Here is a 14,453-nt window from a genome sequence, read left to right on the forward strand (position 1 = left end):
TGGACAGTGTCCACGAGTGGTGACAGGCACCGTAACTGTAACTGCTAAACAGAAAATATTTTATTTATTCTAACTATGCTGTATTATAGTAATATTAAATTTGAACGTTTTGAGGAGGATTTGGTATGAGGTTGTCTGGTGTGGAGTTGGAGGTTCTATCGATTCTTGAGGAGAATCATCGAATTCCAGTGGAAGATATTGCGTTGATGGTGAATTCGAGCGCGGAGGATGTTACCGCGGTTATTAAGAAATTAGAGGATGAGAAGATTATTGTGAGTTATCCGGCTTTGATTGACTGGAGCAAGGTGGCTGGCAAGGAAAATATCGTTGCGATGATTGAGGTAAAGGTGACACCAAAGCGCGGGGTTGGTTTCGATGAGGTAGCGGAAAGAATTTATCGCTTTCCTGAGGTGACATCTCTCTATCTTATGTCCGGGGCCTTTGATTTATCGATAACCATTGAAGGAAAAACAATGAGTGAGATTGCTAGCTTTGTTTCGGAAAAGCTTTCTACAATCGATAATGTTATTTCTACCACCACGCATTTCATGTTAAAAAAATACAAGCATGACGGCGTCATCTTCGGTGAAAGCAATGACAAAGACCACCGGATGGTGGTTTCACCATGATGAAAGAACATCAACACTATTTATCGGAGATGGTGAAAGAACTCAAACCATCTGGAATTCGAAAGTTTTTTGACCTGGCAGCTTCCATTAAGGGAGTCGTATCCTTGGGTGTCGGTGAGCCGGACTTTATCACCCCGTGGAGCATTCGGGAAGCAGCGATTCTTTCTCTAGAAGAAGGCTATACTTCCTATACCGCCAATCCTGGTTTACTAGAACTACGACAGGAAATCTCATCCTACTTATATAGGCGTTTTGGTGTTCAGTATAATCCAATCGACCAAGTTATTGTGACCGTTGGTGCCAGCCAAGCGATTGACCTAACCTTCCGTGCGATTTTAAACCCGGGAGACGAGGTTCTAATTATTGAACCTGCATTCGTTTCTTACGCACCATTAGTCACCTTGGCAGGTGGAAAGCCGATTCCTGTTTCAACACATCACAGTAATGGTTTTAAGCTGACACCGGAACAAATCGAAAATGCGATTACCAGTCGCACAAAAGCCATTTTGTTGTGTTCACCTAACAATCCGACCGGAACCTATTTAAACAAAGAGGAACTAACAAACCTAGCAGCTGTAATTGAAAAACATGACCTGCTAGTCGTTTCCGATGAAATCTATGCAGAATTAACCTATGATGAAGAATATACGAGCTTCGCTTCCATAGAAGGTATGTACGAACGAACTATATTAATCAACGGCTTCTCCAAAGGATTTGCGATGACAGGCTGGCGGTTAGGTTTCTTAGCTGCCCCAGCATCCTTTACAGAACAAATGGTGAAGATTTTACAATATACAACCATGTGCGCACCACATATGCTGCAGCATGGTGCCATCGAGGCGTTACGAAATACGTATCACGAAGTGGAAAGTATGAGAAGAAGTTATCGCAGAAGACGGAATTACATTGTCCAATCGTTAAACAAGATTGGGTTGGACTGTCACACTCCAGGCGGTGCTTTCTATGTCTTTCCTTCGATTAAAAGTACGGGCATGACCTCTGAACAATTTGCAGAAGAGCTTTTACTAGCTGAAAAAGTAGCCGTCGTGCCGGGAAGTGCCTTTGGCGAGAGTGGCGAAGGTTATGTAAGGTGCTCCTATGCCACTTCTTTGGAACAGCTTCAAGAGGCAGTTAAGCGCATGGAACGGTTTATGAGCTCATTGAAATTAAAAGAAACACAGGCCCAGGAGCAATATTCTAATAACTAAACACAGGCAAAGAGCGTCAACCCTTATTCTAAAAAAAGGGCTTGACGTTTTTTGTATGGTTCTGGAGAGTTTTGCTAGTGCCTAGAAAACCACATTTATGGTAAGATTATTTAGATTTATTTCACTCAAAAAAGCAACACCCATATATGGTAGAAAAGAGGACAGAAATGAACCAGCAAGATAATTCCCGCTCGATTGTCTTACCGCTTACCATTTCGATTATTGCGATATCATTTTCCGCAATCTTTGTAAAATGGTCCGATGCACCTGCATCAATTTTAAGTATGTACCGGATGATGTTTGCAAGTATATTAATGCTTCCGATTGTTTGGAAAAACCGCGAGGAATTTAAAAAAATAACAAGCAAAGATTGGGGCTTTTTATTTTTTTCAGGTCTCTTTTTAGCATTACATTTTGTTCTTTGGTTCGGTTCGTTAAAATTAACGACCGTTGCAAGCTCAACCATAATCCTTGCGCTTCAGCCAATTGTCTCCTTGGTCGGCGGTTACTTCCTATTTAAGGAGCGCACCACACCATCCGCACTGATGACCATGGGAATTGCGATTATTGGGGCGATGATGATTGGCTGGGGTGACTTTGCCTTAAGTCAGGACGCCATTCTCGGGGATATCCTTTCCTTTTTAAGCGTCATAGCTGTAGTTGGCTACTTAATGATTGGCCAAAGCATTGTGAAAAAAGTTTCCCACTGGATTTATAGCTTTTGTGTGTTTTTTATTGCGACAATCATTCTATCAATCTATAACATAAGCACTAGTGTTGATTTTGGAGGTTATCCAGCTAAGGAATGGGGAATATTCCTTTTACTTGCTACTGTTCCGACCATCAGCCATATCATCAATAACTGGCTCTTAAACTATGTTAATGCTACCACCATATCAATGAGTATATTAGGGGAGCCCGTGGGTGCAACGATATTAGCCGTCTTGATGCTGGGTGAACACCTTGCCAGCTGGCAAATTGCCGGTGGAATGCTCGTTCTCCTCGGTGTTTTCTTCTTCTTAATGCAGCAGCAAAAAAAGTTTCATATAAAAGGGACCGTTAAGAGCGGGGCTTAAAGGGAACCTCCATCCGGGGGTTTTTCTTTTTACAGGCTGGTGTCCGACGACATCCCCCTTGTCTTCTCATACTATAGGGGAAACGAATAATGGAGGAGATGAAATGTATAAAGTATTTGCCGGATCTTTTAAATCAAGAGAAAATGCACAAAAGCGTGTAGCCTTCCTGCGTTCAAAAGGCATTCGATCCTATATTGTACCAACTACAATCTCTGGAGAAACCTGGTACCGTGTACAGGCAGGTGCCTATTCCAGCAGGACCAATGCTGAAAATACTGCAACTGAAATTAATAAATTGACTGGAATTAATGCCTTCATTGCAACCGAAAATCAAAGCGCAAGCCCAATTACTGATGTCAGATCAACACCTAGTCCGCAAGCACCACCATCAAGTTCCAGCCCTTCAGCAAATCCACAAATCCCCTCCTCTATTCTAGGTCCAACCTTGCTCACCGCAGAACAAATGAATCAATATGTGCGAAAAATAAATCCCAATGCGCCGCTGCTCGGAAGTTTTTATAAAGTTTTTGGTGAGTATTATGGAATTAGAGGGGATGTTGCTTTTGCACAAGCCATGCTTGAAACAGACTATTTTCGGTTTACAGGGGATGTAAGGAATGGGCAGAATAACTTCGCAGGAATCGGAGCTGTCGGCGGCGGTGTTCGAGGCGCCTCCTTTCAGACACCTCAAGATGGAGTCCTTGCACAACTCCAGCATTTATATGCGTATGCAACAAACGCACCTTTACCAAACCGATACCCGTTAGTGGACCCCCGCTTTCATCTTGTAAGTCGAGGGTCTGCCACAACATGGACCGCTTTAAACGGAAAATGGGCTGTACCTGGTACTACCTATGGACAATCCATCTTAAACTTACATCAAAAAATGGCACAAGCGTAATGCTCGAGCACTAGTAAATTTTGTCACATTGAAAACCAAAAGCCAGCATCAGCTAGGCTTTTTTCTATTACAGACTTGTAAATAACCTATAGTAATATTTTCCTATTATCCTTCTACCAATTCGTGATATGATAATAGCAAAATCAGATCATTAGAGGAAACAGTATGAATAAATCAGGTCAAATAACGTTAGTGTTAATTTCTGTACTTTTTTCTATCTTTCAAAATATTTTGAATCATGATCATTTCTTTACAATAGACTTTCTTATTTTTACACTGATTGCCTGGCTGGTTGGGTGGCAGTATGACCGGGTGCGTTTCCTTGGAAAAAAAGCTCGGGCTAGTGAAGGAAGCTATAAACAATTGATAGATTCTTTGCCAAGAGCCGTTATCATTCACCAAGATAATAAGGTAATCTATGTCAATAAGGAAGCCGTGACGATGATTGGTGCAAAGGGCAAGGAAGAGATTATTGGAACCTCTATTAAAAATTATCTTTTTCCAGAATATACAGAACGCCTGAACGAACGGATGAAACAGGTAAAAAAGGAAACCCATCCTTTAAACAATATAGAATACAAATTTATCAGATTAGACGGTTCTGTATTTGTCTTTGAAGGTTCCTCCATGCACATAACGTTTGAAGGAAAAGAAGCCATTCTATCAATTGGGAGAGATATCACGGAAAGAAAAGAACAAACGGAGCAACTCCTGCAGAAATCTGAAAAATTGGCCCTTCTCGGTCAAATGGCGGCTGGTATCGCCCATGAAATCCGCAACCCGCTTACTTCAATTAAAGGGTTCGTTCAGTTATTTAAAACCGAGCAGCATCGAGTCGAATACTATGATATTGTGTTATCAGAGCTTGATCGAATCAATGACATCGTGGGCGAATTCCTTGTGCTCGCAAAACCAACGGCTGCTGTTTTTGCGGAAAAGGATGTCAAGGAACTAACAAAAGATGTTGTAACCCTAATTAATACACAATCTATTCTAAACAATGTACAAATTTTCGTGGAGTTTGAATGCGATTTGCCGAAGATCAGCTGTGAGGAAAACCAATTAAAGCAGGTTTTATTAAATCTTCTAAAAAATGCGATAGAAGCCATGCCTAGCGGCGGAAACATTGATGTGAAGGTAAAGGTAAAGGAAGAAGGAAAAATTTCTATCCAGATCATTGATCAGGGAATCGGCATACCAAAAGAACGGATTCCAACACTCGGTGAACCTTTTTATACAACAAAGGAAAAAGGTACGGGCCTCGGCCTGATGACATGTTATAAGATTATCGAAAGCCATCATGGGGAATTAACAATTTCAAGTGAACTAAATAAAGGAACCACCATTGAAATTATCTTGCCAACCATAACACAGCGAGTATTTAGCCTCTCTTAAATAGAAGAAATTCTCAAATTCAGAGGGTTTCTTCTATTTTTACGTTTATATCATGTAGTAAAATAAATACCAAGGAGGCGAAAAGAACATTGCAAACTAGAGAGATAATTTATAGAAGCAAGGGTTTGCCTAAAAATCGTGTCTATAAGGATGAAAACTTTGTGTCTGGAATTTGGAAAGAACAAAGTGATGAGCTTTTGGTGGGCTTTGATCAGATAAATGGCGATCAAGTGGCGAACCCAGAATACCATGGCGGTTCAGACCGTGTCGTCTGTGTTTATCCCTTCGAGCATTATGCTCATTGGGAAAGTGTTTTTGACCGCAAATTAACCCCTTCTGCTTTTGGAGAAAATCTGACTGTCTTAGGCATGAAGGAAGACGAGGTTTGTATTGGTGATGTCTTTCAGATTGGGGAGGCTGTGCTGCAAGTGTCTCAAGGTCGTTATCCCTGCTCTACCATCAATAAACGCAATAACAACCACCTTCTTTTAAAAAGAATTATTGAAACAGGGTATACAGGATACTTTTTCAGAGTGCTGGAGGAAGGAAAAATCACAGGTGATTCTCAAATAAAAAAGCTGACTTCACATCCTGAGCAAATTACTGTCTCCTCCATCCATCATCTCTATTTCCATGACCCATCTCCGTCTGTTGAAGTGATAGATAAGATAGTAGGTGTCGAGGAGCTTGCGGGGCAATGGCGAACCTATCTCCTGGATTTAAAAGAAAAATTCCAGAATGATTAAACTCCCAGGGGTACCTGGGAGTTTCTTAGCTAAAACAGCTTCATAAACTGTCCATATCCTTCTTCTTCAAGCCTCTCCTTCGGTATAAAGCGAAGTGCTGCGGAGTTAATACAATACCTTGCGCGATCAGGACCAGGACCGTCATCAAACACGTGTCCGAGATGGGAATCAGATGCTTTGCTTCGAACCTCAATGCGCCTCATTCCGTGAGAAGTATCAAACCTTTCCTCCAGTTCCTGACGTCGCAGCGGCTTTGTAAAACTTGGCCACCCACAGCCGGCGTCATATTTATCAAGTGAACTAAATAACGGCTCGCCTGAGATGATATCTACATAGATTCCATCTTCGATATGATTCCAATATTCATTTTTGAATGGAGGCTCCGTCGCATTCTTTCTCGTTACTTCAAATTGAATGGGTGTCAATTCTTTTTGCAGCTCTTCATCACTTTTACGCTTTTTCCAGTTTTCACGAATAAATTGTGTCCGTCCTGAACCCTCTCGATAGTGGTTATAGTGGAAAGGCATTTTCTTATAATAATTCTGGTGTTTTTCTTCCGCAGGGTAAAAGGTACCAGCGGGCAGGATTTGCGTCACAATCGGCTTCTGAAAACGACCGCTCGCTGAAATCTCTGCCTTTGAACCCTCTGCCAATGCCTTTTGTTCTTCTGTATGATAGAATATCGCTGCCCGATACGATAATCCCCGATCATTAAATTGTCCACTATTATCCGTCGGGTCAATTTGCTGCCAAAATATCTCCAGCAATTTCTTGTATGGAAAAACAGCAGGATTAAAGGTAATTTGAACGGCTTCATAATGCCCCGTTGTATCCGAGCAAACTTCCTCATAAGTCGGATTTTCCTTATGTCCGCCTGTATAGCCGGATATCACTTCCTTTATCCCAGGCTGTTCATCAAACGGTGATACCATACACCAAAAACAACCACCAGCAAACGTTGCTATTTCCGTCATTAAACTAACCCCTTTATCTTGTTTAGTTTTTCGCTATCCGCCAATCGTGCATCGTTAACTGGAATTAGGACTGATAATGATAACATTTCATTCATTTAGCATAAACAGGCCCATATAAGAAAATTTCAATCTTTCGTTTATAGTATCGAACAAGTTAGTAAAATAAAAGGTTAGGCCATTTCCTAACCTTTTTTCGACTTATTTCCTGCTTTTCGCTTCTAATCAAACAGTTGATTAAATCCTAGAAAATCGGTTTAAACAACGAACTCCCCCTTATTTTCCAGGAAATTTTTTGTCGAAGCAGAGTGCTGCCTATTTAATAAACATTCGTTAATTCACCAAATTTTTCGGTGTTTCTCCCAATAATCCTTGAATTAAATTTTCTGCTGCGAGTAACGCCATTTTTAGTCTGGTGTTTCGGCTAGCACTTCCAATGTGCGGTAAAGCTACAACATTAGGAAGGCTCAGAAGTGGATGATCTGTTCTCACCGGCTCTTCTTTAAACACATCCAAGCCGGCTCCCCAAATCTGTCCACTCTTTAAAGCATGATAAAGTGCTTCTTCATTGACAATCCCGCCGCGAGCGGTATTAATCAAAACTGCATTTCGTTTCATGAGTGATAGCTCTGCAGTCCCAATATAATTTTCCGTTTCTGGCGTATAAGGGGTCAACACACAAACGAAATCGGATTCTCGAAGTAAGGCTTCTTTATCTACGTACTTTATACCAAGCTGTTCCTCTGCTCTAGGCTTTCGTGAGCGGTTATGATAGAGAATATTCATGTCAAAGCCTCGTGCTCTTTTCGCTAAAGATTCACCAATTCTGCCTAACCCGAAGATTCCCAAGGTGGCTCCATAAATATCCTGACCAGTTAATTGCATCGGCGACCATGTTTTCCAGCTTCCCGCCCGTAGGTAATCCGAGGCTTCAACTATCCTTCTAGCACTTGCCATTAATAGTGCAAAGGTTAAGTCTGCGGTTGTTTCTGTTAATACTCCAGGTGTGTTGGTGACCATTATTCCTTTTTCAGTTGCAGCAGCTACATCAATATTGTTATAGCCAACGGCCATATTACTAACAATTTTCAACCTCGGTGCAAGAGTGAGAAGATTTCTGTCAATGGATTCAGTTAACAAACAGTATAGACCCTCTACTTCCTGTATTTCTTTTTCTAAAATTTCTCTAGGCACCGGTTCCACTTCTTCTTCCCACATTCTCACTTCAAATGCATTTTTCAGCTTATCAACAACAAGTTCTGGCAGCTTCCGTGTTATGTAGATTTTTGGTTTCATGTTGGTCTCACGCTCCTTTGTTTCATAATTTCTTAAGATGCCTTATATCCTTTCCCCATCATTTCATGCACGTTATGCACAGTCACGTAAGCATTTTTATCAATGCTGTTGATGACGCTTTTTAGCTGAACGATTTCTTGTTTATTGATGACAAGGTAAAGCACATCTTTATTTTGGCCGGAAAAACCGCCGCGCCCTTCAAGAACGGTAATTCCTCTAGACATTTTACTCGTGATGTTTTCCAATACCATTTCGGGCGAATTAGAAATAATCAAGACTGCTACTTTTTCATCTAATCCTTCTACGATGAAATCAATCGCCTTTGCCCCAATGAATACAACCAATAAGGTATACATGGTTTTTTCAACGCCAATGATAAATACAGATCCAAGCACGACCACAATATCAAATATAAGCATGCCTTTCCCAATGCTCCACCCTAACCATTGGTTGGTGAGTCTGGCTAAGATAGTGGAACCGCCTGACGTACCGCCCGTTCGAAAAATCAAGCCCAGCCCAGCGCCCACCAATAACCCAGCAAAGATGGCCGCTAAAAAGGTGTCCTCTGTTAACTGTTTGCCGATGTCTTCTGTTAAATAGAGAAAACCAGAGCTGGCGGCGATCGAAATTATCGTGTAAACCATCGTTCTTTTTTCAAAAAACTTATACCCGATTGCTAAAAGTCCAGCATTTAATACAAAGTTCACAACCCCTGGAGACCAGTGGAACAGGTAATGGGTGATGATGGTAATCCCCAAAATACCGCCCTCAGAAAGGGTATTGGGAATCGTAAAATAATTCACACCGACTGCAAATAGAAAGGCACCCATCAAGATTAATCCGATATCTTTTAATGAATTTTTCATCTCAAAACCACTTTCATATTTTTCTACCATAATAATATACCATTTTCCTTGTCACTTGAGCTGAGTTTTCGTGGCTGATTGTGATTCCTATCACCTCTTTCCTGAGTTCTACCTACTAAAATAAAGGAAAGAGGTGATTGGGTTGGATAAGAATTGGTCAATATCACTGGAGCATGAGGAATATGTCTTGGATATGGAGTTGGTAATTACAGCTGCCATCGAGGCAGTAGAGAATACAGTTATGGGATACTATGTAAACATCGTAACCCCCGCTTCATTCGGGAATCCTGATGACTACCTAGCAGAGGCATTATTATCTTACTTCGGGAGCAGAATTGAAATGAAATTTATCGACCAATGCGGTTGTGGAGGGTATGTGTTAAGGGTATGGAAAAACAATTAAACGATTTATCACTTCTGTCAAACTATCAAAATCGCCAAGTGATTCTAAATTATTATCAGGACGAGGATATGATGGTCAAGCGGGATGGTTTTCATTTTCAAAGCATCCAAGTAACAGAATCTGCCTTAATTTTCACGAAAATAGATGGAAACCCCGTTAAGATTGATATTACAGATTATCTATATGCCAGCATTAACACAGACTTTCAAAACTACTACACACTAAGAAACCAAGATAACCACCTGGACATTTACTTCCCGTAATAATGTATAAACAATTCCTTTTTGTGAACTCTATTTTAGAGAATGCAAAAAGGAGTTTTTATTGTGAATACATACGAAATAACCAACATGATTATTGATGATGATTTTGATAGTGAAGAATATGTGACGACAGAGTTTACCCATAATCAAATGGATTACAGCATTACGTTTAAAAAAGCAGATTTGGAAATCATGAACGCCTGGGTATTTAAGGATGGCACCTCGCTTCCAGCTGATTTATCGGATACACTGATTGAATCCATTAGAGAAGATATTAAAAAGAGAATCTAGCTTAGTACTGATTGGCAACTCCAATCAGTTTTTTTTGTTGATTTTTTGCTATGCGGATATAATTGATTAAACGCAGATTTATATCAAAGGCTGTGTTAAACTAGGCTGTTGATTTACACTCCAGGCGCTATGCTTTCCGCGGGCTCGCCCGTGAGCCTCCTCGCAGCTTCGCTCCTGTGGGGTCTCACTCAGCTCGTTCATCCCGCAGGAGTCAAGCGCCTTCCGCTTCAATCAACAGGCTCTAAAATCAACAGTATCCTTTAACACAGCCATTTCAAAAGGAGGTAACGAAACTGAAAAAAGTACTAAAAAGAATTTTTATTTTTCTACTCTTACTGTCATTATTTATCTTTCTCAACAATAGTTCGATTTTTGCGAAGGATCGTGAGGGTGACCCCTTGCTGCTCGCACACCGCGGGCTTGGCCAAACGTTTAGCATGGAAGGAATTCAAGGTGACACATGCACAGCTGAGCGAATTTTTCCGCCTGAGCACACCTATCTTGAAAATACGATTCCCTCTATGGAAGCAGCATTTGAAAAAGGTGCGGATGTTGTAGAGTTGGATATTAAACCAACAAAAGATGGTCAATTTGCTGTTTTTCATGACTGGACGCTGGAATGCCGGACAAATGCAGAGGGTACGACGAAGGAATATACGATGGCAGAATTAAAGCAGCTGGATATTGGCTATGGGTATACGGCGGATAACGGAAAAACCTATCACTTTCGCGGTAAAGGGGTTGGCCTCATGCCTTCTCTTGATGAAGTATTCAACCATTTTCCAAACCGTTCATTTTTAGTTCATATTAAAAGTGATGATCCCGAAGAAGGAAAACAGCTGGCTGAAGTGCTGAAAGAACTGCCAGAGAACCGCTTGAATCAATTGACGGTTTACGGCGGAGATCAGCCCATTGCCACAATAAAAGAAGAAATCCCTCATCTTCGTGTCATGTCGAAAGCGACATTAAAAAGCTGTCTCCTTCCTTATATTGCTGTTGGCTGGACAGGCTATATCCCTTCTGCATGCGAGAAAACACAATTACATCTACCTGAAAAAATTGTTCCGTGGATTTGGGGATGGTCAGATAAATTCCTAAATCGGATGGACAGTGTCGATACCAGAGTGATTGTGGTCGCAGGTGATGGCGGCTGGTCGGAAGGCTTTGATACAGCAGAGGACTTAACGAGACTGCCTAATAACTATAGCGGCGGGATTTGGACCAATCGGATCGATAAAATCGCACCAATATACAAAAAAACAGAGTGAAGGCATCCTTCACTCTATTTTTCAACTAATTGCTTCACTAATTCCTTATTACGTTTTTTAAAAAGTTCATTATGGGAAGAAATCATGGCAACTTTCGCTGCGTCAGGCTGAATAAACTGTTTGGCTTTATTTACAGCGTTTGCAGCATCCTGGAATGCACCGGCAATCAGGTTGATTTTCCCTTCATACATAAGAATATCTCCCGCAGCATATAGACCTTCAATCGAGGATTCACTCGTAGCGTTACCCGCAATATAATAGTTATCCACCCGATCAATACTCAATTTACTATTTTCCAATAGAGTTGCGTCCTGTTCATAGCCATGACTTATCACCACATCATCAACTGCCAAGTAGGAAATTTCACCTGTTTCGTGATTCGTTAATTCAACAGTGGCGATTTCATCACGTTCGCCATTGGCGATTAATTTCGTAATCGAAGATTGAAAGAAACATTCTACAGAGCTTTCGAGAAGCTTTGTGGCCTGTGCTTCTTGGCCATGTCCGCCTAATTCCTCTTTTCTATAGGTTAAATAGACTTTTTTTGCAATCGGCTCTAGCTCATTCGCCCAGTCTACCGCAGAATTCCCGCCGCCAGAAATAATGATGGTTTTGTCTTTAAACTGTTTAAAAGATTTCACCGTGTAATGTAAATTCGTAACTTCAAATCTCTCTGCGCCTTCTATTTCCAGCTTTTGTGGATTCAGAATTCCGCTGCCAATCGCAACAATCACACTTTTTGAGTAATGAAGTTCCCCGGATGACCCTTTTAAGACAAAAATTCCTTCTTCATTTCGAGTGATGTATTCAACTTTTTCATTCAAGACGACGGTTGGGCTAAACGTTAATGCTTGCTCAACTAGCTGTTCCATTAATTTTGCTCCGGTTATAGGCGTTAAGCCGCCGACATCCCAGATCATTTTTTCAGGATAAACATGAATTTTACCGCCTAACGCCGGTTGATACTCAATCACCTTTGTTTTCATTTCTCTTAAACCACTATAAAAAGTAGAATAAAGCCCTGCTGGTCCCCCACCAATAACCGTCACATCAAACAATTCGTGTTGTTCCATCTCCGTCCACTCCCTAACCAACTGTAATTGATTATCATTATCAATAAGAGTAATGGATTTTCTCTCGAATGACAATACATATTTTTTGAAAATTCTGCGGCATTCTATTTATTCGATTTTTCGACACAAAAAAAAAATGGATACAAAACCACTACACCATAAGGATTCATACTTCATGTACATAAACACTATTAAACAATAAAAAACTTTTCACAAAATTGTAATTGACAATCATTATCACTCACCTTTATAGTTAGGTCATAATGACAGTGATAATCATTATCATCTAACTCTCAGTTACATAAAGGAGGTTTACCATGGATCGCTTATCTACAGAAGAATTAAGCATTGGTTATGGTGAACGGTTAATTGTCAAAAACCTAAGCATTGAAATTCCAGATAAGAAAATAACAACGATTATCGGACCAAATGGCTGCGGGAAATCGACTTTATTGAAAGCAATTACCCGGATCATCTCCCACCAATCGGGAAACATTCTTTTGGACGGCAACGACATTTCAAAGGTAAACACGAAAATTCTCGCTAAACAAATGGCTATCCTTCCGCAAACACCAGAAAGTGCAAGTGGACTTACGGTTGGCGAGCTTGTATCTTATGGGCGATTCCCTTATCAAAAGGGCTTCGGCCGCTTAACAAAAAAGGATTATGAGGTGATTGACTGGGCCCTTGAAGTCACTGGAACAATTGATTTTAAGTTTCGACCAGTTGACGCACTATCAGGCGGACAGCGCCAGCGCGTATGGATTGCAATGGCACTTGCCCAAGAAACGGAAATTATCTTCCTGGATGAACCTACCACCTACCTGGATATGGCCCATCAACTCGAAGTATTGGAACTTCTGCAGAAATTAAATCATGAACAGGAACGGACAATTGTTATGGTCCTTCATGATTTGAACCAAGCAGCCCGCTTTGCGGATCATATCATTGCCTTAAAAGACGGTGAGATTGTAAAAGCAGGAAATTGTGAAGAAGTGATAAGCCATAAGGTTCTAAAAAAGGTATTTAATATTGATGCGGTCATCGGCCACGACCCTCGTACAGGAAAACCAATGTGCATAACGTACAATCTACTAAAAGGAGAAACAAAACATGAAAAAACTACTACTGACTTTTATCGTGCTCTTAGTGTTAATTATTAGTGCTTGCGGTACCGATACTTCCAAAGAAAAGGACACGGCAGCACCAGATGATAAGAAATCTGGAACAATCACCTACCAATCCGAAAATGGACCAATTGAAGTTCCTGCTGATCCACAACGAGTTATTCTCCTTTCAGGCTTTACAGGTAATGTTATCGATTTAGGTGTAAATGTGGTCGGTGTTGATGTGTGGTCAAAGAACAATCCGACATTTGAAAAAGAAATGAAAGATGTTGCAGAAGTTTCTGATGAAGATTTAGAAAAAATCATTGAATTAGAACCAGATTTAATTATTGGCCTTTCCAATATTAAAAACCTAGATAAGTTAAGTGAAATTGCTCCTACTGTTACCTACACATGGGGAAAAGTAGATTATTTAACGCAACACTTAGAAATTGGGAAACTCTTAAATAAAGAAAAAGAAGCTCAAAGCTGGATTGACGAATTCAAAAAAGAAGCGGAAGCAGCTGGTGAAGAGATTCGGGCAAAAATTGGTGAGGATGCAACCGTTTCCGTTATGGAAAGCTATGGAAAAGACCTATATGTATTTGGCAGCAATTGGGCACGTGGAACAGAAATCCTATATCAAGCCATGAAATTGAACATGCCTGAAAAAGTAAAAGAAGTTGCGGAAGAATCTGGCTACTTTACCTTATCGGCCGAGGTTATTCCTGAGTATGCAGGAGATTATGTAATCTTAAGCAAATACTCTGACGCTGATACTTCCTTCCAAGAAACAGAAACGTACAAAAACATTCCTGCGGTAAAAAACAACCGAGTTTTTGAAATGAATGGTCAAGGTGCTTCCTTCAGTGATCCAGTCACACTAGAAAAGCAGCTAGAATTCATTAAGAAATCATTTTTAGGTAACTAATATAAGAGAGGAATCTATTCCTAGATTCCT

Annotated in this window: 17 protein-coding genes; 12 read left to right on the plus strand and 5 right to left on the minus strand. The window is 40.6% G+C overall.

Translation table 11 applies throughout. From position 1 onward, the window contains the following. Window positions 1-125: 125 nt before the first annotated feature. The 6 genes from M3189_RS10905 to M3189_RS10930 all read left to right on the plus strand — a co-directional run bounded on the left by M3189_RS10905 (window position 126) and on the right by M3189_RS10930 (window position 5,955). Window positions 126-629 carry an Lrp/AsnC family transcriptional regulator gene (locus M3189_RS10905; RefSeq protein ID WP_251634086.1) on the plus strand — a complete coding sequence of 168 codons (504 nt, stop codon included), beginning with the start codon at window positions 126-128 and terminating at the stop codon, window positions 627-629. After that, the gene (locus M3189_RS10910) at window positions 629-1,837 is read left to right on the plus strand and encodes an aminotransferase (RefSeq protein WP_251634276.1); all 1,209 of its coding nucleotides are present in this window, start codon (window positions 629-631) and stop codon (window positions 1,835-1,837) included. The genes M3189_RS10905 and M3189_RS10910 overlap by 1 nt, the downstream gene beginning before the upstream one ends. Window positions 1,838-2,004: 167 nt before the next feature. Next, window positions 2,005-2,913, plus strand: a complete 909-nt coding sequence (locus M3189_RS10915; protein ID WP_251634087.1) for a DMT family transporter — start codon at window positions 2,005-2,007, stop codon at window positions 2,911-2,913. A 103-nt stretch (window positions 2,914-3,016) separates the two neighbouring features. Beyond that, window positions 3,017-3,814, plus strand: a complete 798-nt coding sequence (locus tag M3189_RS10920; RefSeq protein ID WP_251634088.1) for an SPOR domain-containing protein — start codon at window positions 3,017-3,019, stop codon at window positions 3,812-3,814. 165 nt (window positions 3,815-3,979) lie between these two features. Next, window positions 3,980-5,209 (plus strand): ATP-binding protein, encoded by a 1,230-nt coding sequence (locus M3189_RS10925; RefSeq protein WP_251634089.1) that lies wholly within the window; start codon window positions 3,980-3,982, stop codon window positions 5,207-5,209. A 161-nt stretch (window positions 5,210-5,370) separates the two neighbouring features. Then, entirely contained in the window at window positions 5,371-5,955 is a 585-nt protein-coding gene (locus tag M3189_RS10930; protein WP_353057418.1) for an MOSC domain-containing protein, read from the plus strand. Window positions 5,956-5,984: 29 nt separating this feature from the next. Here the strand turns inward: M3189_RS10930 and msrA are convergent, their stop codons facing one another. From msrA to M3189_RS10945, 3 genes are all read right to left on the minus strand, one after another. After that, complete coding sequence (gene msrA / locus M3189_RS10935) at window positions 5,985-6,929, minus strand: peptide-methionine (S)-S-oxide reductase MsrA (RefSeq protein ID WP_251634091.1); 945 nt, start codon at window positions 6,927-6,929, stop codon at window positions 5,985-5,987. A gap of 330 nt (window positions 6,930-7,259) precedes the next feature. Next, window positions 7,260-8,222, minus strand: a complete 963-nt coding sequence (locus M3189_RS10940) for a 2-hydroxyacid dehydrogenase (RefSeq protein ID WP_251634092.1) — start codon at window positions 8,220-8,222, stop codon at window positions 7,260-7,262. A gap of 32 nt (window positions 8,223-8,254) precedes the next feature. Beyond that, window positions 8,255-9,088, minus strand: coding sequence for a YitT family protein (locus tag M3189_RS10945; RefSeq protein ID WP_251634093.1), 834 nt, complete (start codon window positions 9,086-9,088; stop codon window positions 8,255-8,257). Between the two features lie 142 nt (window positions 9,089-9,230). Here M3189_RS10945 and M3189_RS10950 point away from each other — a divergent pair, with 142 nt between their 5' ends. The 3 genes from M3189_RS10950 to M3189_RS10960 all read left to right on the plus strand — a co-directional run bounded on the left by M3189_RS10950 (window position 9,231) and on the right by M3189_RS10960 (window position 10,045). Next, window positions 9,231-9,491, plus strand: a complete 261-nt coding sequence (locus M3189_RS10950; protein WP_251634094.1) for a CGCGG family putative rSAM-modified RiPP protein — start codon at window positions 9,231-9,233, stop codon at window positions 9,489-9,491. Continuing rightward, window positions 9,476-9,754: a hypothetical protein gene (locus tag M3189_RS10955; RefSeq protein ID WP_251634095.1), complete on the plus strand. Its 279-nt coding sequence runs from the start codon at window positions 9,476-9,478 to the stop codon at window positions 9,752-9,754. The genes M3189_RS10950 and M3189_RS10955 overlap by 16 nt, the downstream gene beginning before the upstream one ends. A 63-nt stretch (window positions 9,755-9,817) precedes the next feature. Further along, entirely contained in the window at window positions 9,818-10,045 is a 228-nt protein-coding gene (locus tag M3189_RS10960; RefSeq protein WP_251634096.1) for a hypothetical protein, read from the plus strand. A 78-nt stretch (window positions 10,046-10,123) separates the two neighbouring features. On the opposite strand, the gene M3189_RS26935 is transcribed toward M3189_RS10960, so the two are convergent. After that, complete coding sequence (locus M3189_RS26935; protein WP_285889562.1) at window positions 10,124-10,246, minus strand: hypothetical protein; 123 nt, start codon at window positions 10,244-10,246, stop codon at window positions 10,124-10,126. Between the two features lie 92 nt (window positions 10,247-10,338). On the opposite strand from M3189_RS26935, the gene M3189_RS10965 reads away from it, so the two are divergent. Beyond that, window positions 10,339-11,313, plus strand: a complete 975-nt coding sequence (locus tag M3189_RS10965; RefSeq protein WP_285889591.1) for a glycerophosphodiester phosphodiesterase family protein — start codon at window positions 10,339-10,341, stop codon at window positions 11,311-11,313. Window positions 11,314-11,327: 14 nt separating this feature from the next. Here the strand turns inward: M3189_RS10965 and M3189_RS10970 are convergent, their stop codons facing one another. Next, window positions 11,328-12,386, minus strand: a complete 1,059-nt coding sequence (locus tag M3189_RS10970; protein ID WP_251634100.1) for an NAD(P)/FAD-dependent oxidoreductase — start codon at window positions 12,384-12,386, stop codon at window positions 11,328-11,330. Window positions 12,387-12,703: 317 nt separating this feature from the next. Here M3189_RS10970 and M3189_RS10975 point away from each other — a divergent pair, with 317 nt between their 5' ends. Then, a complete protein-coding gene (locus tag M3189_RS10975) occupies window positions 12,704-13,549 on the plus strand; it encodes an ABC transporter ATP-binding protein (protein WP_251634101.1) in 846 nt (281 codons plus the stop codon). Beyond that, window positions 13,500-14,423: an iron-hydroxamate ABC transporter substrate-binding protein gene (locus M3189_RS10980; RefSeq protein WP_251634103.1), complete on the plus strand. Its 924-nt coding sequence runs from the start codon at window positions 13,500-13,502 to the stop codon at window positions 14,421-14,423. Before M3189_RS10975 ends, M3189_RS10980 begins: the two co-directional genes overlap by 50 nt. Window positions 14,424-14,453 lie beyond the last annotated feature (30 nt).

The organism is Neobacillus niacini, from assembly GCF_023715415.1.
Classification (GTDB): domain Bacteria; phylum Bacillota; class Bacilli; order Bacillales; family Cytobacillaceae; genus Neobacillus; species Neobacillus niacini_C.